Origin of the sequence: Photorhabdus noenieputensis (genome assembly GCF_018448935.1) — a bacterium.
In the GTDB taxonomy this organism is placed as follows: domain Bacteria; phylum Pseudomonadota; class Gammaproteobacteria; order Enterobacterales; family Enterobacteriaceae; genus Photorhabdus; species Photorhabdus noenieputensis.
Window position 1 is genome coordinate 19,728 of the sequence record NZ_RCWC01000011.1, and the last position, 20,723, is coordinate 40,450.

The window sequence follows — 20,723 nt, forward strand, 5'->3', positions numbered from 1 at the left end:
TTTGAATTAGTACTGCCAGTACAAACTGAATCCGGTTGTGACTGATGAGGTTTGGAAGCCATCCGGTTTGGATAGCGGGATACCGGCAAACAGGTCATAGCTCACGCCTTTAAGACTGCCGCGACAGCCCAGAACGCCACCTGCCAGATGTTTTCCCAGTCGTTGCTCATTCCCCGGTCCGCCAATTTCGCCGTAATCCATGCCCATATATAGGGATTGACCATTCAGCGGTGTTTGCCATTCCAGTTCGTTACGGCTGTACCAACCATGATCTCCATTCAGCGTACGTTCGCCGTCAAATCCGCGTACGGTCCAGCGGTTGCCAATTGAAAATTGATCCTGTGGCGTCAACGTCCTGGCGCTTATTTGGCGCAGGTACTGGGTTTTGTAGACGAATGGCTGAGAAAATAGGGTAAATGGCGCAGAAAGTGCCGCAGAAAACTGGGTTGTTTTAATTAAGGCAGTGGCTTCGCCACGGACCTCTTCTGGCGCGGGCTGTGCCCCAAACCAGCGAGTTCCCCGCTGGTAAGTCACTCCGGCATCCAAGGTTGCACTACCGATGTAGTGACGATGAGATAATCCCAATTTCCAGCCAGCCGTTTCCCGGCGCTGTACGTCGATTTCCAGGTCATTAATGAAACTTTTGGATGTGCGACGATAAATTTCGCCGTTAACCACAGTTTTCTGACTGGCGTTACGATGCAGGATTCGGCTGAGTTGGACATTCAGGTTTTTGCTTTCGCCGCTGTATTTGTCGTCTCCATTTGGTCTAGCTACCTTTTGGTTGTAATCGTAATTACTGGCAGTGATGCCTGCCATCCAGTATCCCACCGGTAGGGAGTAGTGGATGGTGTAGTTTTTGCTGCTGCGGCCAGAAGGGGAGTGAATATCGCGCCCACCGGAGATATAAAATAGATCACTCAACGCAAGAGGATTATCCAGATATAAAGTTAATCCGCCTTGGTAACGTCCGGTACTTTTAGAACCTGAATCGTCCAGATAACTAGCGAGTCGCCAGTGTCTTGACTGACGCCAGTTCAGCACGATATCGCTTTCTCCTAACTGTTCATTCGGTACAATTTCCATGTTGGCTTGAACAGTAGGAAAGCGTTGTAAATTTTCTAATCCCTGCTCAATATCCCGTAGGTCAAGCAGCTCCCCTTCACGGGGAGGGAATGTGGTTATCCGTTGAATATAATTGCCACTTTCAGCGGTATAGCGAATATGCCCAATTTTGCCCGGTATGATCATGAGTTTTAATGTCTTGGAATTAAGATTCTGACTGGGAGCTAATACTCTGCTCGTGACATAGCCATGATTAATTAACCGGTTTTGTATCCGAGTCATTAATATATTGATCCCTTGGGTGCCCAGACATTGGTTTTCTCCCTGTTGGGCTAAACGCTTTAGAGGTAACCAGTGAGGAAAATGTTCCGTGCCTTCAAGAACGACATGCGTAATGGGAAAGCAGGGCGTATCGTCAGGAAATTGAGAAGGTACTGCTGTTTCTGGAACAGACAGACGAATATCCGCCGGTGGCGGTGTTAATTGGGCTTCCAGTGCTTTCTGTCGTTCTTGTTGATGAATGAGTTGCTGATCTGAAATTTCGGCGGCTTTAACATCGGTAGTAACAATAAGAAAACTAGCAAAAATAATAACCTTTTTTTTCATTATTCTTTGGCATCCCGCACGCATCATATAATTTTTGGGGCGCTATTAGTCATGAATTTGACTTAATAATCAATATGTGGATATTAATCACTGATGTGATTGAAAAATACGGGTTGTTATAAATCTACAATAAAAACAATTGGATATGTTTTTGTTAGAAAATGAGCAATAATGGAAAATACTTTGTTAATTAATGAGTTATGTAATTAATATTAGGTATTTTTAATTTAATTCTATATATTGATAAATATGTGATACATATCACTAAGAATATTATTATGTAAATATGGTTAAAATAACATATGAAACTATTTTCTTGGGTATTAAATGAATGAAGGATTTTTTTCTTTCAGGTAAGATTGATTATTTTTTATCAATTGCTGGCTGTTTATTTTTCAGCAAAGGGATGAAGTTTTAACTCATTGCTGATTGGGAAGTAAATAGTTTTCATTCTCATTTATTCTATAGCGGCATTGAGTTTTATTTATTCCCTTTTGATTATCAGAATCAATTCATCACGCCTTCCTGCTCCATTTGCGAATTGACTGAATAACAAAATAAACTGCCGCTATTAGTTTCGATATCGAGATGATTTAACGAAAAGTTTTTACTCTGATTTTTCCTCTTCTTCACTTGATTTACTGTTGGCTGTCAGTAAATAAGGCGATTGTTGCCATCGACTTGGCGTTAATTGCAATAGGTTATGCGCCAGAATAAAACCAATTGCTAAAGCGAGTAAGATCATGATCCGAAGTAAGTTAGTCGTGTTATCCACCTGCTTGGACTCGGTTGCCAATTTGTGGGTATCCAGTGTCAGGCGCAGAAAACCTTTTGGCTCATCTTTTCCTGGGATGGGAACGACTATCTGGTAGTTAAAATAGCTGCCTGCTTTTTTACCATCCAAAGATAGACGATCCCGTACTGAGACGTTCTCTCCGCTATGAGCAACCTGTGTTCCATTGTTAAGATAAACACTGGCATCAAGTATGCGGCTGTTTGTTGTCAGATGATGCAAATTAGCCAGTATCTGCTCATTATTAAGATCTTTGCTGCCACTCTCCATATAATCAGATAAGCTGAATGCAACTTGTTTTGCCAAGGTTTTTGCCAATTCTTCAAATTGATCCATCTGGGCTTGTTGGTGAGAACGGCTAAAATAAGAAACGCCCTGCATTAGAAATACTAATAAAGCAATGCAAATCAATATAATAGCTGTTTTATGCAGTCGGAATTTTAATTTAGCTTTGATCATAGTTATCTCTTCCAAGCTTTGGCTCATGCAATGTTGCCAGATGCAGTACAGAGAGGATAGTTTGAAGCGCAATTTTTTACTGTCAAATCATGTGGGATTACAGGAGTAGGGATTAATGTCTAATAACCTGGCTTATCACTATTTGCCGGAAGAGGTCCATAAGTGGCCGGGATTACCACTTTCGTTAAGTGGTGAAGAAGTTATGCCATTGGATTACCGGGCTGGTGATAGTGGTTGGTTAATATATGGTCGTGGCTTGGATAAACAACGTATCAGCAATTTTCAGCATCGGCTTGGCGCTGCTATTGTCATTGTCTCTTCATGGCGCATTGATGATTATCAGGTAGTACGTATTGCCGGGAATTTGACTACGCGTATTAAGCGGTTAGCTGATGAATGTCGGTTGGATGTGGTGCCTTTGGGGCAGATCCCTCGGTTGCGATCACCGGGTTTGCTCGTGATGGATATGGATTCAACGGCAATTCAAATTGAATGTATTGATGAAATAGCCCGTTTGGCTGGCGTAGGTGATAAAGTCGCTGAAATTACCGAGCGAGCGATGCAAGGAGAGTTGGATTTTTCTGATAGTCTGCGGGAGCGAGTTGCTCAGTTGGCAGGGGCTGATGCAGATATTCTGCGGCAGGTTGTAGAAAATTTGCCACTTATGCCGGGGCTGACCAGTTTGGTGCGTAAGTTACAATCCCTCGATTGGCATGTGGCAATCGCATCGGGTGGTTTTACCTATTTTGCCGACCATTTGCGTCAGAATTTACGTTTGGTGGCAGCGGCAGCCAATCAGTTAGAAGTAAAAAATGGCAAGTTGACAGGTAAGGTTATCGGGCCAATTGTTGATGCTAAATATAAGGCTGCCACATTGGTGAAGTTGGCGAAAAAACTGGATATCCCATTGGAACAGACTGTCGCGATTGGTGATGGCGCTAATGATTTGAAGATGATCCGCAAAGCAGGGTTAGGTATTGCTTACCATGCTAAACCGAAGGTTTATGCGCAGTCGAAAGTGACCATCCGTCATGCTGATCTCATGGGAGTATTGTGTGTGTTAAGTGGCGGTCTCAAACACGAAGAGCGTTAATGAAGAGCGTTAATATAGTCTTTAGGAGTGCAGAGTGGCAAAAGCAGCAAAGCGGGCATTTGTCTGTAATGAGTGTGGGGCGGATTATCCCCGCTGGCAGGGACAATGTAGTGCATGTCATGCCTGGAATACCATTACGGAGGTGCGCTTAGCCGCAGCACCTTCTTCCCGTAATGAGCGGTTTAGCGGTTATGCGGGAGATGCTGGCGTCAGCAGAGTTCAGAAATTATCAGAGATTAGTCTGGAAGAACTTCCTCGTTTTTCTACCGGATTTAAAGAGTTCGATCGGGTGCTTGGCGGCGGGGTTGTTCCCGGTAGCGCGATTCTGATTGGCGGTAATCCGGGAGCCGGGAAAAGTACCTTGTTGTTGCAGACGATGTGTCAGTTGTCTGCGCAGATGAAAACTTTATATGTCACTGGGGAGGAGTCATTACAGCAGGTTGCAATGCGTGCGCACCGGTTGGGGTTGCCGGCTGATAATCTGAATATGTTGTCAGAAACCAGCATTGAACAAATTTGTCTGATTGCGGAGCAGGAGCAGCCAAAGTTGATGGTGATTGATTCTATCCAGGTGATGCATATGGCGGATATTCAATCTTCTCCGGGGAGTGTCGCTCAGGTTAGAGAGACCGCGGCTTATCTGACTCGGTTTGCTAAGACTCGCGGTGTTGCCATTGTTATGGTTGGTCATGTGACTAAAGATGGCTCATTAGCGGGGCCGAAAGTGTTGGAACACTGTATTGACTGCTCTGTGATGCTTGATGGTGAAGCGGATTCCCGCTTTCGCACTTTACGGAGTCATAAAAACCGTTTTGGGGCCGTTAATGAGCTTGGTGTATTCGCCATGACAGAACAAGGATTGCGTGAAGTGAGTAATCCATCCGCTATTTTTCTGAGCCGTGGTGATGAAGTTACCGCTGGTAGTTCTGTCATGGTGGTGTGGGAAGGGACTCGTCCTCTGTTGGTAGAGATTCAAGCGCTGGTGGATCATTCAATGATGACCAATCCACGGCGGGTGGCTGTGGGGTTGGAGCAAAACCGGCTTGCTATTCTGTTGGCGGTTCTTCATCGTCATGGTGGTTTGCAAATGTCCGATCAGGATGTGTTTGTGAATGTGGTGGGAGGCGTTAAGGTGGCGGAAACCAGCGCGGATCTCGCTTTACTGCTCTCTTTAGTCTCCAGTTTTCGGGATAGGCCGTTACCCCGTGATTTAGTTGTATTTGGTGAAGTTGGGTTGGCAGGAGAAATCCGCCCTGTTCCCAGTGGACAGGAACGCATATCCGAAGCCGCTAAACATGGTTTCAAACGGGCGATAGTGCCTTATGCCAATATGCCAAAAAAAACGCTGCCAGAGATGCAAGTTTTTGGTGTGAAAAAGTTGGCGGATGCGTTATCTGTTATGGATGATTTTGATTAAACAGGGGGGAGATATGGGCCAATTTGACTACCTCAAAGAAGCGATTAAACAGACAGGTTATACGTTGCAACAGGTTGCCGATGCAAGTGGTATGACCAAGGGTTATCTCAGCCAATTGATTAATGACAAAATTAAAAGTCCCAGTGCCCAAAAACTGGCTGCTCTCCATCACTATTTGAGGTTGCAATATCCTGTACAAAATAAAACTGTTGGAGTGGTATTCGGCAAGTTCTATCCATTACATACCGGGCATATCTATCTGATTCAACGGGCTTGTAGTCAGGTGGATGAGTTGCATATTATTCTTTGCCATGACGAGCCTAGAGATCGGGAACTGTTTATGAGCAGTTCCATGTCTCAGCAACCCACAGTGAGCGATCGTCTGCGCTGGTTGCTTCAAACGTTTAAATATCAGAAAAATATCCATATTCACTCTTTTGATGAACAGGGAATTGAACCCTATCCACATGGTTGGGATGTGTGGAGTGACGGTATGAAAGCCTTTATGTCAAATAAAGGCATTAATCCAACTTATATATATTCCAGTGAAACTCAGGATTCTCCCCGATATAAAGAGCATTTAGGAATTGAGACAATTCTTATCGATCCACAGCGCTCATTTATGAAAATCAGTGGTCGGCATATTCGCCAGGACCCATTCCGTCATTGGGAATATATTCCTACGGAAGTCAAACCTTTCTTTGTTCGTACCGTAGCGATTCTTGGTGGCGAGTCCAGTGGTAAATCCACGTTAGTTAACAAATTGGCAAATATTTTTAATACGACAAGCGCTTGGGAATATGGTCGTGATTATGTTTTTTCTCATCTGGGGGGAGATGAGATGGCGCTACAATATTCGGACTATGACAAGATTGCATTAGGGCAAGCTCAGTATATTGATTTTGCCGTAAAATATGCGAATAAGGTCGCATTTATAGATACCGATTTTGTCACTACTCAGGCATTCTGTAAGCGATATGAAGGACGTGAGCATCCGTTTGTTCAGGCATTAATTGATGAATACCGATTTGATTTGGTCATTCTACTGGAAAACAATACCCCTTGGGTTGCTGATGGTTTGCGTAGTCTTGGCAGCGAGCAGGATCGTAAAGAGTTCCAGCAACTGCTGGAGGATATGCTGAAAAGTAATAATATTGAATATGTCAATGTGGATTCACCCGATTATGATCAGCGTTTCCTGCGTTGTATTGAACTAATTCAGCAACTTTTAGCGGCTAATCCGAAATGAAACGTCAGTTGAATCGTTTGTAATTAGATTCATATATAATATTTTATATGATAAATTAATAAATATATATCCAATCACAATATGCGCTGTGGCTGGATATTTTTATTTTTTTTTGTAAGTAATAAAATATATAACAGCTATTAATATTTTTGATACTTATATTGATTATTTATTTCTTGAATAAAAACAAAATTAATAATTAAATACTTCCCGGTTGATTTATAAATAAAAGTTTTTGTATCTTTGATTGGTTGGGGAATAAGAGAAGGTTGATTTTTTTATTAATAATTTAATGTTCGATGTTTCGCTGTTATTATGATAATTAAATATTAATTTTAACATGTTGTTATGATATTAAGGTGTTTTTATCTATAAAAAATTATTTGTCTGATGTTATTTTTTTATTTGTACTGACAAGATAGTTGCCTATTGTTAATGAATGGTCGATAGGAATGAGTTGATCTTGTTTAGTAAAATTTTGATTTTAGCATACAGATAGTCATTTGAAATAGTCACTGGTAGAAATATTGATATACTTTCAATTGAGATATTTCTTATATGATTTTCCCTCGTTTGTGTAATCTTATAATGATGAATATCTGTATTTTTACGGATTGCTCTGGCTGTAAGAGTTACTGATAATGCCAGATTTCTTACACTATTAATTATGCTGAGATAATGAATTTGAATCAAATCGCTACGATTGAAGCCATTGATATTTCATATGGTTTTTCGAAAAGTAAAGCTAACCAGAAAATGATTTCAGACATCACTCTTTCTATTTTTCCAGGTGAATTTACTTTGATTAATGGGGATCTCTGTTCAGGAAAAAGTACTTTGCTGGCAATGATTTCTGGGTTATTGCCTCTCGACGGAGGAAAAATATTAATTGCTGATAATGAATTGGGGAGGATGAATAACTTCGAGTTAGATAGATTCCATTTGATAAATTGTGGTTTTATCTTTCAAAGAATTAATTTATCTAATGAACTTACGGTCCTGGATAATTTGCTATTATCTCTCTCTTGTGGAATCACGGCTTCTCATCAGGGGGCAATAGTCAGGGCAACCAAGGCACTGAATATTGTTGGCCTGAAACACAAGAAAGATATATATCCCAAGGAATTACGTGATAATGAAAAACAACGGCTAGCAATAGCCAGTGCCATTGTGAAAAGTCCTCGGTATTTGTTTGCTGACGAGCCAACCCATTATCTTGATAATTATGACTGCCAAATAGCGATTGATATCTTAAATTTTATTGCTCATAACCAAAGAGGTACGGTTGTTGTGGCTTCACAGGATAATAGGCTTATCAAACATGCAGATCGTATTATTACTTTGAAAGAAGGAAAGGTTATCCATGATACGTATCTTACACACAACATAATGAATAAGACTATGAGCTTATATCTAAATAATTGAGCGGAAAACGGCCTGTTGTCAGGCCATTTTCAATATGATTATTTGCTGATTCTCTTATATTTAATGCGATGTGGTTCCAGTGCTTCTGCTCCGAGAGTCCGCTTCTTATAGTCTTCGTATTCACTAAAGTTACCTTCAAAGAAAGTGACTTTACCTTCATCTTGATAGTCAATGATGTGGGTTGCGATACGATCAAGGAACCAACGATCATGGGAAATAACCATCGCACAACCTGGGAATTCCAGCAAGGCGTTTTCCAGTGCGCGCAAGGTTTCAATGTCCAGGTCGTTGGTTGGTTCGTCGAGCAACAGCATGTTACCGCCAACTTGCAGCAGTTTAGCCAGATGCAGCCGTCCTCTTTCACCACCAGACAACTCACCGACACGTTTACCTTGATCAACACCTTTGAAGTTAAAACGGCCAACATAGGCGCGACTTGGCAGCTCGAAGTTACCGATACGCATGATATCCTGGCCGCCGGAAATCTCTTCCCAAACGGTTTTCTTATCATCCATGTTGTCACGGAACTGATCGACAGAAGCGAGTTTGACGGTTTCACCTAACGTGATGGTGCCTGAATCGGGTTGTTCCTGGTTGGAAATCATACGGAACAGGGTAGATTTACCGGCACCGTTAGGCCCGATAATCCCAACAATCGCTCCTTTTGGCAGAGAGAAGCTCAGATTATCAATCAGAACCCGGTCGCCATAGGATTTGGTTAGATTTTCCACTGCCAGAACTTTGTCGCCCATGCGTGGTCCAGGTGGAATGAACAGTTCGCTGGTTTCGTTACGTTTCTGGTATTCAACGCTATTTAATTCTTCAAAACGGGCCAGACGTGCTTTTCCTTTTGCCTGACGGCCTTTCGGATTTTGGCGAACCCATTCCAGTTCTTTCTCAATGGATTTACGACGCGCGGCTTCTGTTGCGGCTTCTTGAGCCAAACGAGCATCTTTCTGTTCCAGCCATGAAGAGTAGTTACCTTCCCACGGAATACCTTCACCACGGTCAAGTTCCAGAATCCAGCCAGCAACGTTATCAAGGAAGTAACGGTCGTGGGTAATTGCGACAACGGTACCTTCGTAATCGTGCAGGAAGCGTTCCAGCCAGGCGACAGATTCGGCGTCAAGGTGGTTAGTTGGCTCGTCCAGTAGCAGCATATCGGGTTTTTCCAGCAGCAAGCGGCAGAGTGCCACACGGCGGCGCTCCCCCCCGGAGAGATGCTCGATTTTTGCATCCCACGGCGGCAAACGCAGGGCATCAGCAGCGCGTTCAAGCTGGTTATCAAGGTTATGGCCATCGTGGGACTGAATAATCGCTTCCAGTTCACCTTGTTCTTTAGCCAGTTTGTCAAAATCAGCATCAGGATCAGCATAGGCTGCGTAGACTTCATCCAAACGAGTCAGCGCGTGTTTTACCTCGCTAACCGCTTCTTCCACCGCTTCGCGGACAGTGTGCTCAAGGTTTAATTTAGGCTCTTGTGGTAGATAGCCAATTTTAATTCCTGGTTGTGGGCGAGCTTCCCCTTCGATATCTTTATCGATGCCAGCCATAATGCGCAGTAAGGTCGATTTACCGGCACCATTCAGGCCAAGAACACCAATTTTTGCTCCCGGAAAGAAACTCAAGGAGATATTTTTCAGAATATGACGTTTCGGGGGAACAATTTTTCCGACCCGATGCATGGTGTAGACGTATTGAGCCACGTTGCTATAAGCCTCGCTATCTCTGATTGTGATAATGCCTGTTTTGCGAAGCAAGTCGCATGGACAGGGCGCGTTGATGCCTGATTATATCTGTTTAGGTTATTGATGTTCATCTGAACACGATTTGTCACAGTTTACCCGATTTAAGTCAATAAACTCTATACCCGTCATCTTTCAAGTTGCCTCTTTGTTGGCTGCACTTGCTCACCCCAGTCACATAGTTTGCTATGCTCCCGGGGATTCACTCCCTTGCCGTCGCGATGCATCTTGAAATCAATAGGGTATATAACCCAATTGCTCGAATAAAATGATCTTAGGTTGAGTTTGTTAAAGCGAATTAATTTATTATATAAAAAACTAACCTGTTATGAATATATGGTTATATATCTCATCATAGGATAAATTCATGTGGTAAGCGGTGGTAATTATATTATTATGGTGTTTATGTATTCGTAATATTAACCTGTTTGATTTTATCTCCCAGAGGAGCGTGATAATGGCTAAGTGGCAATACCTTACGGTAGCTATAGGGTTAGTTTTTATTTCTGTAGCAGCAAACGCTGATTCTCTGGAAAATCAGCGGCAGAGATATCAGCAAATTAAGCAAGCGTGGAATGTCGGCGATAGGGCTGAAATCGCGAGGCTGATGCCAACATTGAAAAACTATCCTCTTTATCCTTATCTGCAATACCGGGAGTTGACTCAGGATCTGTCGCTTGCTACATCGACGCAGATCCGTGATTTTATTGATCGCCACCCTAATTTGCCTCCCGCACGTTCTTTATCATCCCGTTTTATCAATGAGCTTGCACGCCGCGAAGAGTGGCGCGGGGTATTGGCATTCACGGCTACGGTACCGAGATCTACGGCAGCCCGCTGTCATTACTATTTTGCCAAATGGGCTACCGGTGAGGAACAGGTTGCCTGGCAGGGAGCGAAAGAAGTTTGGTTGAATGGTCGCTCTTTACCAGCCAGTTGCGATAAATTATTTGATGTTTGGCAGCAAGCCGGCCATTTATCAGCAAAACTGATATTACAGCGTATCAGCCTTGCGTTAAAAGCGGGAAATACGTCGTTGGTCAGTTACCTCGCTAAACAATTGCCATTGGGATACAAAAGTATCAGTGAGGGGCTGATTAAATTGCAGGATGATCCTGCGACTGTGGCGGATTTTGCTAATCATATTGGGCCGACTGATTTTACTCGTATAGCCACTGTAGCGGCTTTCTCGCGTTTCGTGCGTCAAGATCCGGAGCAGGCAAGAGCGATCATCCCATCAATTGTCAGAGTGCAAAAGATGAATGCAAGTGAACGTCAGCGATTAAAAGATATTGTTGCCTGGCAGTTAATGGGTGATGTGAGCTATGAACAAGAGAAGTGGCGTGATGATGTGATCCGCGATAGCCAATCTGTTGCATTGCTTGAGCGTCGTATTCGTTTGGCGTTGGGTCATGCAGATGAGCGTGGTGTGGCTCAATGGATAAAATTGCTACCGTTAAAGAACCAAGATAAAGAGGAATGGCGTTATTGGCGAGCCAATGTTCTATTGGCACAGGGTAATAAAAGCGAAGGTGAGGCAATATTGCGTAAGCTGACAGAAGGCCGTGGTTTTTATCCAATGGTTGCTGCGCAGAAACTGAATGTCAGTTATCCGCTGATGATAAATAGCGCAAAAAAGCCAGACGCTGCTATTGCTTCAATACCCGAAGTACAGAGAGTCAGAGAACTACTGTATTGGCAAATGGATAATCTTGCTCGCATAGAGTGGAGCTACTTGGTCGCCAGCCAGGATAAATTAAAACAACAGCAACTGGCGCGTTATGCTTTCGACCAAAAATGGGCGGCTCTTAGTGTACAGGCGACAATAACTGGAAAAATGTGGGACTACCTTGAAGAACGTTTTCCATTAGCATGGCCGAGGGAATTTAGTCACTTCACTGCAAATAAAGGTATTTCTCAAAGTTATGCGATGGCGATAGCCCGTCAGGAAAGTGCCTGGAATCCGCAAGCTAGTTCGCCAGTCGGGGCCATTGGGTTAATGCAGGTGATGCCAAAAACGGCCGAGGATACGGTTAAGAAAAATGGAATCCAAGGATATATAAACAGTAGCCAACTTATGAACCCACTGACAAATATCGAAATCGGTACTGCTTATCTTGAATCGGTTTATCAGCGCTTCGGAAATAATCGGATACTTGCCAGCGCTGCTTATAATGCCGGACCAACTCGTGTAGAGCGCTGGTTATCTAACAGTAATGGGCGACTCGATGCGATAGCTTTTATTGACAGCATTCCATTTTCTGAAACCCGCAATTATGTCAAAAATGTTTTAGTTTATGATGTTTTCTATAGTCATTTTATGGGTAAATCATTAAATGTGCTGACTAACGCGGAATGGCAAAGGCGTTATTGATTTGTGGCAAACTATGTTATGCTGCTGTACTAGTTAAATAGTATGATGACTGATTGATTATGACGACGAATCATCTAACAGACCCGGCACTTTCGCCGCAAGATCATGAAGATTGGCAATGTTTCGTGACATTACTCCAACAGGCTTTTGCTGAAGATCTACAGCATCCGATTTTACAGTTATTATTGACGCCAGATGAACGGACAGCACTGGCTACCAGAGTACGAATCATCAAGGAGTTGATGAGTGGAAAAATGAGTCAACGTGAGCTGAAAAATGAACTTGGGGTGGGGATTGCGACGATTACGCGCGGCTCTAATAGCCTGAAATTTGCCTCAAACGATGTGAAGGCTTGGTTGGAACAGCAATTACTGAAATAGCAGGCCGCCAACTGCGGCCTAATGATGAATGCCTGTTTAACGGGCGTTCAGTTCTTTATAAATTTCATGATGTACCGGTACTAAAGCGAGTATCAGAGCTTGGTGGTACACACTGGTACGAGTCAGGATGCCATCAGTAAAAAAGCCAATCGCCCCATCTTTCTGCTTAATGTTATTGATGCCTGTAAGGTAGGCCATTTCGTGGCCTAATTCTCGACCTTCTCGAATACCATCAAGAATTTTCTCTGGCAGCATTAGACTGGCTGAACGAGATTCTCCGCGAATTTGCTGATATTCCACAACCATCCAGGCAAATGTCATATCATCTTCAATACCTGCTTCCACACCGACCCAAAAATCTGCTTCAGGACGAACTTGTCTGGCCGCCATGACACGCTGACGGGCACCAGTACGGGTTTCCGTGTTACCAATGGGTTGTTGTGGGACGCTACTGTCTACATTGATATCTTCGATCCGATAAGTACCTGGCCCAAAAACATCATCAAAGGCGAGACTAATGGCTTTAATTTTTGCAGGGTTGGTGGTTGCAGCAATAACGTGATACATAATAGATGAGTTATCCTTTGAACGAGTATTTACGCAGTATAACGGAAAATGAAAATGTTACAGGTATATCTTGTTCGGCATGGGGAGTCCGAATGGAATGCGGCACGTCGTATTCAGGGACAATCTGACAGCCCTTTGACCGAAACAGGCGAACATCAAGCCAGATTAGTGGCGCAAAGAGTAAAATCGGAAAGTATTACCCATATTATTACCAGCGACCTTGGACGGACACGCCGAACGGCGGAAATCATTGCTGAGGTTTGTGGCTGTGAAGTTATTCTGGAGCCACGTTTGCGCGAGTTGAATATGGGGGTGCTTGAACGCAGAATTATTGATTCTTTGACCTCGGAAGAGGAGAACTGGCGTAAGCAAGTCCTTGATGGCACACCTGGGGGACGTATCCCCGAAGGTGAATCGATGGATGAACTCGCTGTGCGTATGAGAGCTGCGCTGGAAAGCTGCCGTAATCTGCCGGTTGGTAGTCGGCCGTTGTTAGTCAGTCATGGCATTGCTTTGGGATGTTTGGTTAGCACAATACTGGGATTGCCCGCGCATGCTGAACGTCGTCTTCGCCTGAGAAATTGCTCTCTGTCCAGAGTGGATTATCAACACAGTCCGTGGCTGGCGTCAGGCTGGATTGTAGAAACGGCAGGCGATATCACACATCTGGATACGCCCGCACTGGATGAATTACAACGTTAATGCTGGATAGGAATGAGATACTGAAATTCGATGATATGGTTCGCCGCTTCCTTGTCTCTATCATTGGTATTGGTAAGATAATATCGCTCGATATCGTATCCTTTCCTACGTGTCAGGTTTAGCATTGGCAGGCAAATACCGTAGACGGTAAACAGAAAATCCTGTAAGCCATCTTTGGTGCCGTAGTAACTAAATGAGACGTATTCTCCAGCCGGTAATGTAACAGGTTGGCTTCCTGCCACATCAAACAGGGCATATTGGGGTTCTACCGCTGTTGTGTACAACACGGTTTGTTCATCTTCTTTTTCTGGATTGGGAGTCGCATGATGAAGGCCATAAAGTACAGGAGGTAACACTTCCGCATTTTTCAGATAGTAGGTCCAGAAATTGTGTCGCATTTCAGTACAAAAACTGGACCATTGTTCCAGTGTATAAGAACAGGTCTGCTCTATACCAACCAGTGGTTGTTCCTCTAGAGTGAGATAGGTTGCTTCGGGAATATACCTCTTATCCAGCAATATGGGCGGGCGAATACCTGTGGCGCACCACTCCTCACTGAGACGATAAAGTGCAGGTGTTTTATTAAATTGTTTTTTAAATGCGCGAGTGAAAGTTTGTTGGGAGTCAAACTGGTACTGTAAAGCAATATCCAGAATAGGGCGGCTGGTTAAACGTAAAGCAACGGCTGCCCGTGATAACCTTCTGGCACGGATATAGGAGCCAATAGCCTGGCCGGTAATGTCTTTAAACATACGTTGCAGGTGCCATTTAGAATAACCTGCTTTAGCTGCAACATTATTGAGTGATAACGGTTGATCTAAATGATTATCTAGCCAACGTAATAAATCACGAATGATGCCGGTTTGATCCATACATCTCCTTAGTCGTTAAGACCAGAAAGAACAATATAAGAACCTATACCCGTTATCTTTCAAGTTGCTTCTTTGTTGGCTGCACTCACCCCGGTCACATAGTTATCTATGCTCCCGGGGATTCGTTCCCTTGCCGCCGCGATGCATCTTGAAATCCATAGGGTATTACTACTAGGCTATTTTGTTTGCCACTTGAACAGGCTTACAGAGTGAGTAAAACGAATCATTCCTATGTATTGCGTATCTGTTCTGGTGTCTGCGTACTGTTGGTGTTCATAATGTATTGACAAGCGTGGCATTCAACAATAACTCTACTAGATATAAGAGCTAAGTGTAAAACAAGTCTTATATTTACAATAGGATACTTATTCGTATTATTATTTCACTCATTACTTTGTGAAATTATTCTAATAAGTAATTATTGCTATTGGGTGGTATTACCGCCTATTTGGTATCTGGGTGGTGAAATTTTACGCTTGATTAATTGAGGCACGAGACTATATATGTTAAAAATCATAAAGATACTAGTAACAACAACATTGTTGTTCATACCTGTGGCGACTCAGGCTGAAGAGATTGGCTCGGTAGACACTGTTTTTAAATTTATCGGGCCTGATCACAAAATTGTCGTGGAAGCGTTTGATGATCCTGATGTTAAAAATGTGACTTGCTACTTGAGCAGGGCAAAAACAGGCGGAATAAAAGGGGGCTTAGGACTTGCGGAAGATACTTCTGATGCGGCGATTTCTTGTCAGCAGGTTGGAGAGATTGAACTAACAGACAAGATTAAAAAGAGCAGTAAAAAAGGTCAGGTGGTTTTCCAGAAACGAACTTCACTAGTGTTTAAAAAGCTTCAAGTCGTCCGCTTCTACGATGCAAGCCGTAATGCATTAGTCTATCTGACATATTCCGATAAGATGATCGATGGTTCACCGAAGAATGCGATCAGTGCTGTACCCATTATGCCGTGGAAGGCGGTGGAAAATTGAGGGGCAGGATGGGGTCCTACAGGGATATCCCATCCTGTCATTTTTACAGGCTTACCGATAGTTCAAGTTATGCTTCCAAATCACCACAGAAACGATAGCCTTCACCGTGAATGGTGGCGATAATTTCCATCGTATCTGGCGTTGATTCGAAATGTTTACGGATGCGGCGAATCGTTACATCAACGGTACGATCATGAGGTTTCAGTTCACGACCTGTCATTTTTCTCAGTAAATCTGCGCGTGTTTGGATTTTGCCTGGATTTTCACAGAAATGAAGCATGGCGCGGAACTCGCTGCGTGGCAATTTATACTGCTCTCCCGCCGGGCTTATCAGAGAACGGCTATTGATATCTAATTCCCAACCGTTGAATTTATAACTCTCAACCTGGCGACGTTCCTCGCTAATATTACTCAGATTCATAGTACGAGAAAGCAGGTTGCGAGCGCGAATAGTTAATTCACGCGGATTAAATGGTTTGGTGATGTAATCATCCGCACCAATTTCCAAGCCAAGGATTTTGTCTACTTCGTTGTCACGGCCGGTCAGGAACATCAGGGCAACATTTGCTTGCTCACGCAGTTCGCGAGCAAGTAACAAGCCATTTTTGCCTGGAAGGTTAATGTCCATAATCACCAAGTTAATGTCACTGTTTGACAGAATGTGGTGCATCTCTGAACCATCGGTGGCTTCATAAACGATGTACCCTTCAGCTTCGAAAATGCTTTTTAGGGTATTGCGAGTGACAATTTCGTCTTCAACAATCAAAATGTGCGGGGTTTGCATGGTTGCTACCTAGAATCGCTTAAAAATAAATCAGAATGATTCAAACTACTCTTATCTCAGGATATTTACTGGTTATTATTTGTCATCACTGAAATTATAGCTTAAATCAGTAATAACATTTATTGATATGTTTTACACTGAAAGTAAAAGTTGCTTTTCCTTTGGTGGGTATATACCCAAAAAACTGGTTAAACAGTGTTATGTTAGTCCATTAACAGCAATATAACAGCTTGCAATGCATTTACCATCTAAAAAAACTACCTTTTATTGACGTACATCAAAATTGATTGTAGCACGTTAATATTATTTATATTGGTTATTTTATACCTTGTATTCAGTCATGCAAATGACAAATTTTTATTAATGTACAGCGTATCTTTTGTATAAAAAACAACCTCCCATGAGCTTGATGGTGAACAAAAATAACTGATTTTTGCTAAAAGATAAAATATATTGTTAATTTTGTTAAAAATGGATTTAATGACTAAAAGATTGTATCCAATGAGAAATATTTGTTTGCATTGACGACCATGAAATGCATTATTCCAAGGCTAAAAATATCAAAAACATAAGATTATTTAGAGAAAATGTTTGACTTCGCGCACAAAATCATTTAACCAATATAGGGTCGAACCCATTAAATGACAGACAGGAACCTATGCAAACTATCAGCCTGAAAACCACAATTATTACCACCACCGGAACCACAGGTTGCGGGGCGGGCTGACGCATACATAAAACAGAGAAAAAAGCCCGCATCCAAATCAGATGCGGGCTTTTTTTTGGCGTGGAATCAGGAGAAACATGTTAATGCGAGTGCTTAAATTTGGCGGAACTTCGGTCGCTAATTACCAGCGTGTGCTGAGCGTTGCCGATATTGCAGAAAAAAAACTTTCCCAAGGCGGAGTTGCGTTGGTGCTTTCCGCACCGGCAAAAATTACCAATCATTTAGTGGCGATGATTGAAAAAACGGTAGCCGGGCAAGAGATCATTACCCATATGCATGATGCTGAGCAGATCTTTGCTGATTTATTACAGGGATTGGCACAGGTGCAACCTGGTTTTGCTTATGAACGGTTAAAAATGATGGTTGAGCAAGAACTGGCTCAATTGAAACAGGTTCTGCATGGTATTTCGTTACTCGGGCAATGTCCGGACAGCATTAACGCTTCCCTGATTTGTCGCGGGGAGAAACTCTCTATCGCCATCATGGCGTCTGTATTGCAGGCGCGTGGTCACAAGGTCACGGTGATTGATCCGGTAGCAAATTTGTTGGCACAAGGCCATTACCTTGAATCTACGGTAGATATCAACGAGTCTACGAAGCGTATTGCTTCTCTGAATATTCCTGATGACCATATTGTTCTGATGGCTGGATTTACGGCCGGAAATGATAAAGGGGAGCTAGTTGTTCTGGGGCGTAATGGTTCTGACTATTCTGCTGCGGTTTTGGCGGCTTGTTTGCGGGCGACATGTTGCGAAATCTGGACTGATGTGGATGGCGTTTATACCTGTGATCCCAGAGTTGTGCCGGATGCGCGGTTACTAAAAGGCATGTCCTATCAGGAAGCGATGGAACTCTCTTATTTCGGTGCCAAGGTGTTGCATCCACGGACTATTTCCCCGATTGCTCAATTTCAGATCCCTTGTTTGATTAAAAATACCGCTAATCCAGAAGCGCCGGGAACACTTATTGGTGACGGGCAGAAAGATGAAAGTACACCGGTAAAAGGGATTACCAACCTGAGCAGTATGGCGATGATTAACGTATCAGGCCCGGGAATGAAGGGAATGGTGGGGATGGCGGCAAGGGTATTTGCTGTTATGTCTCGCAAAGGGATCTCTGTTGTGCTGATTACTCAGTCATCTTCGGAATACAGTATCAGTTTTTGTGTGCCTCAACGTGAATTGGAGCGTGCTCGCCAGGCGCTAAGTGAAGAATTCTATCTTGAACTGAAAGATGGTGTTCTTGACCCTTTGGATGTGATGGAAAATCTTTCCATTATCTCTGTTGTTGGCGATGGTATGCGTACCTTGCGTGGCATCTCTGCCCGCTTCTTCTCGGCATTGGCTCGCGGTAATATCAATATCGTTGCCATCGCACAGGGATCTTCTGAACGTTCTATCTCCGCGGTTATCGATAATGAAGTAGCAACGACAGCCGTTCGTTTGTGCCATCAAATGTTATTTAATACCGATCAGGTGATCGAAGTTTTTGTTGTCGGGGTTGGTGGTGTCGGCAGTGTTTTGATTGAGCAGATCCGTCGTCAGCAAACTTGGTTGAAGCAAAAGCACATTGATTTACGGGTATGTGGTATTGCTAATTCACGGGCTATGTTGACGGACATGAGAGGTATTTGCCTTGATAATTGGCAGCAATGTTTATCAGAGGCCAAAGAACCTTTTAGTTTGAGTCGTCTGATCCGTTTGGAAAAAGAGTACCATTTGCTGAACCCGGTGATAGTGGATTGTACCTCTAATCAGCAAATTGCTGATCAATACGCCAGTTTCCTGAGTGATGGTTTTAACGTGGTCACGCCGAATAAAAAAGCCAATACGTCATCAATGGCTTATTACCATCAGATTCGTAAAGCGGCAGAGAAATCTAAACGCAAATTTCTGTATGACACTAACGTCGGGGCTGGTCTGCCGGTGATTGAAAACTTACAAAACCTGCTTAATGCGGGTGATGAACTGATTCAGTTCAATGGCATTCTTTCCGGTTCTCTCTCTTTTATTTTCGGTATGCTAGATGAAGGAATGTCACTATCTCAGGCGACGTTACTGGCAAAAGAGAAGGGTTATACCGAACCCGATCCGCGTGATGATCTGTCTGGCATGGATGTTGCTCGTAAACTGTTGATCCTCGCTCGTGAATCAGGTTATGAACTGGAACTGGATGATATTGATGTGGAGCCTGTACTGCCAGCTTCCTTTGATAACAGTGGTGGCGTGGATACTTTCCTTGAGCGTTTACCCTCTCTTGATCAGGTTTTCAGCCAGCGTGTGGCAGAAGCCAAAGGGCAGGGAAAAGTGCTGCGCTATGTTGGCATAATTGAAGATGGCCGTTGTAAGGTGAAAATCGCCGCAGTAGATGGCAATGATCCGCTTTATAAAGTCAAAAATGGCGAAAATGCGTTGGCATTCTACACGCGCTACTATCAGCCAATACCGCTGGTACTGCGGGGATACGGAGCGGGTAATGATGTTACTGCCGCAGGTGTGTTCGCAGATATGCTACGTACCTTGTCTTGGAAACAGGGAGTTTAATTGTGATTAAAGTTTATGCGCCTGCCTCTATTGGTAATGTCAGTGTTGGGTTTGATGTACTGGGAGCTGCGGTCTCTCCGGTTGATGGTACTTTATTAGGTGATTGCGTTACTGTCCGGGCAGCGGAGAGCTTCAGTTTAAGTAATGAAGGACCGTTTGTGGGGAAGTTACCTGAGGAGCTGGAGCACAACATCGTTTATCAATGTTGGCAATTATTCTGCCAGCGTTTGGGCAAACCATTACCGGTGGCAATGACGCTGGAAAAAAATATGCCGATTGGTTCTGGCCTTGGCTCCAGCGCTTGCTCTGTTGTTGCTGGTTTGATGGCACTGAACGAGTTTGTGGGCCTCCCGTTTAGTGAGAGTCAATTACTGGCAATGATGGGGGAACTGGAAGGACGTATTTCCGGCAGTATTCACTATGATAATGTTGCTCCATGTTATCTCGGCGGTTTACAACTGATTATGGAACAGGGGGATATTATCTGTCAGTCGGTACCTTCCTTTGATGAATGGTTATGGGTGATGGCCTATCCGGGCATCAAAGTTTCTACCGCAGAAGCTAGAGCAATTTTACCTGTGGAATATTCGAAGCAGGATGTTATCGATCATGGACGCTTTCTTGCTGGTTTTATTCATGCCTGTCATACACGGCAACCAGAACTGGCAGCTAAATTGATGAAAGATGTGGTGGCTGAACCGTATCGTACTCAACTGCTGCCGGGCTTTGCCAAGGCACGTGAAACCGCAAAACGGGTAGGTGCATTGGCGTGTGGCATTTCTGGTTCTGGCCCGACCTTGTTCTCCATTTGTAATGATATGGCAGCCGCAGAAGAAATAGCAGAGTGGCTGCAACAGCACTATGTTCAAAATGATGAAGGTTTTGTACACATTTGCCGTCTGGATCTCGCAGGCGCACGACAGATAGGGTAAC

At 43.5% G+C, this 20,723-nt stretch carries 17 protein-coding genes and 1 other annotated feature; of the genes, 11 read left to right on the plus strand and 6 right to left on the minus strand.

Annotated features, from left to right (window positions below; all coding sequences use genetic code 11):
- Positions 1-6 precede the first annotated feature (6 nt).
- Together EAE91_RS09805 and EAE91_RS09810 are read right to left on the minus strand one after the other, a co-directional pair.
- Positions 7-1,671, minus strand: coding sequence for a ShlB/FhaC/HecB family hemolysin secretion/activation protein (locus EAE91_RS09805; protein ID WP_244868767.1), 1,665 nt, complete (start codon positions 1,669-1,671; stop codon positions 7-9).
- Positions 1,672-2,278: 607 nt separating this feature from the next.
- On the minus strand, positions 2,279-2,923 hold the full coding sequence (locus tag EAE91_RS09810) for a YtjB family periplasmic protein (protein WP_214088410.1): 645 nt from the start codon (positions 2,921-2,923) through the stop codon (positions 2,279-2,281).
- A 115-nt stretch (positions 2,924-3,038) separates the two neighbouring features.
- On the opposite strand from EAE91_RS09810, the gene serB reads away from it, so the two are divergent.
- The 4 genes from serB (at position 3,039) to EAE91_RS09830 (ending at position 8,107) form a co-directional block, all read left to right on the plus strand.
- Positions 3,039-4,016: a phosphoserine phosphatase gene (gene serB, locus EAE91_RS09815; RefSeq protein WP_214088336.1), complete on the plus strand. Its 978-nt coding sequence runs from the start codon at positions 3,039-3,041 to the stop codon at positions 4,014-4,016.
- Positions 4,017-4,050: 34 nt separating this feature from the next.
- Positions 4,051-5,433 carry a DNA repair protein RadA gene (gene radA / locus EAE91_RS09820; protein WP_214088337.1) on the plus strand — a complete coding sequence of 461 codons (1,383 nt, stop codon included), beginning with the start codon at positions 4,051-4,053 and terminating at the stop codon, positions 5,431-5,433.
- A gap of 13 nt (positions 5,434-5,446) precedes the next feature.
- Entirely contained in the window at positions 5,447-6,682 is a 1,236-nt protein-coding gene (nadR, locus tag EAE91_RS09825; RefSeq protein WP_214088338.1) for a multifunctional transcriptional regulator/nicotinamide-nucleotide adenylyltransferase/ribosylnicotinamide kinase NadR, read from the plus strand.
- Between the two features lie 678 nt (positions 6,683-7,360).
- Positions 7,361-8,107: an ABC transporter ATP-binding protein gene (locus EAE91_RS09830; RefSeq protein ID WP_214088339.1), complete on the plus strand. Its 747-nt coding sequence runs from the start codon at positions 7,361-7,363 to the stop codon at positions 8,105-8,107.
- A 38-nt stretch (positions 8,108-8,145) separates the two neighbouring features.
- On the opposite strand, the gene ettA is transcribed toward EAE91_RS09830, so the two are convergent.
- Positions 8,146-9,813 carry an energy-dependent translational throttle protein EttA gene (ettA, locus tag EAE91_RS09835; RefSeq protein ID WP_214088340.1) on the minus strand — a complete coding sequence of 556 codons (1,668 nt, stop codon included), beginning with the start codon at positions 9,811-9,813 and terminating at the stop codon, positions 8,146-8,148.
- Positions 9,814-10,309: 496 nt separating this feature from the next.
- On the opposite strand from ettA, the gene sltY reads away from it, so the two are divergent.
- Positions 10,310-12,226: a murein transglycosylase gene (gene sltY / locus EAE91_RS09840; RefSeq protein WP_214088341.1), complete on the plus strand. Its 1,917-nt coding sequence runs from the start codon at positions 10,310-10,312 to the stop codon at positions 12,224-12,226.
- A gap of 59 nt (positions 12,227-12,285) precedes the next feature.
- Positions 12,286-12,606, plus strand: a complete 321-nt coding sequence (trpR, locus tag EAE91_RS09845) for a trp operon repressor (protein WP_214053857.1) — start codon at positions 12,286-12,288, stop codon at positions 12,604-12,606.
- Positions 12,607-12,642: 36 nt separating this feature from the next.
- Here trpR and yjjX read toward each other — a convergent pair whose 3' ends face one another.
- Positions 12,643-13,173 (minus strand): inosine/xanthosine triphosphatase, encoded by a 531-nt coding sequence (gene yjjX, locus EAE91_RS09850; protein ID WP_036777059.1) that lies wholly within the window; start codon positions 13,171-13,173, stop codon positions 12,643-12,645.
- A 54-nt stretch (positions 13,174-13,227) separates the two neighbouring features.
- Between yjjX and gpmB the strand changes: the two genes are divergently transcribed.
- Positions 13,228-13,875 (plus strand): 2,3-diphosphoglycerate-dependent phosphoglycerate mutase GpmB, encoded by a 648-nt coding sequence (gene gpmB, locus EAE91_RS09855; RefSeq protein WP_214088342.1) that lies wholly within the window; start codon positions 13,228-13,230, stop codon positions 13,873-13,875.
- Here gpmB and robA read toward each other — a convergent pair.
- Positions 13,872-14,747 (minus strand): MDR efflux pump AcrAB transcriptional activator RobA, encoded by an 876-nt coding sequence (robA, locus tag EAE91_RS09860; RefSeq protein WP_214088343.1) that lies wholly within the window; start codon positions 14,745-14,747, stop codon positions 13,872-13,874. The two genes, gpmB and robA, sit on opposite strands and share 4 nt — an antisense overlap.
- A 503-nt stretch (positions 14,748-15,250) precedes the next feature.
- Here robA and creA point away from each other — a divergent pair.
- A complete protein-coding gene (gene creA / locus EAE91_RS09865; RefSeq protein WP_214088344.1) occupies positions 15,251-15,736 on the plus strand; it encodes a protein CreA in 486 nt (161 codons plus the stop codon).
- 67 nt (positions 15,737-15,803) lie between these two features.
- Here creA and arcA read toward each other — a convergent pair whose 3' ends face one another.
- Positions 15,804-16,520 carry a two-component system response regulator ArcA gene (gene arcA, locus EAE91_RS09870; protein WP_214088345.1) on the minus strand — a complete coding sequence of 239 codons (717 nt, stop codon included), beginning with the start codon at positions 16,518-16,520 and terminating at the stop codon, positions 15,804-15,806.
- A 658-nt stretch (positions 16,521-17,178) separates the two neighbouring features.
- Between arcA and thrL the strand changes: the two genes are divergently transcribed.
- The 3 genes from thrL (at position 17,179) to thrB (ending at position 20,722) form a co-directional block, all read left to right on the plus strand.
- A complete protein-coding gene (gene thrL / locus EAE91_RS24965) occupies positions 17,179-17,247 on the plus strand; it encodes a thr operon leader peptide (protein WP_110882773.1) in 69 nt (22 codons plus the stop codon).
- Positions 17,186-17,305 (plus strand) — a sequence feature (Thr leader region). It overlaps the preceding gene by 62 nt.
- A gap of 25 nt (positions 17,306-17,330) precedes the next feature.
- A complete protein-coding gene (gene thrA, locus EAE91_RS09880; protein ID WP_214088346.1) occupies positions 17,331-19,790 on the plus strand; it encodes a bifunctional aspartate kinase/homoserine dehydrogenase I in 2,460 nt (819 codons plus the stop codon).
- A gap of 2 nt (positions 19,791-19,792) precedes the next feature.
- Positions 19,793-20,722 (plus strand): homoserine kinase, encoded by a 930-nt coding sequence (gene thrB, locus EAE91_RS09885; RefSeq protein WP_214088347.1) that lies wholly within the window; start codon positions 19,793-19,795, stop codon positions 20,720-20,722.
- Position 20,723 lies beyond the last annotated feature (1 nt).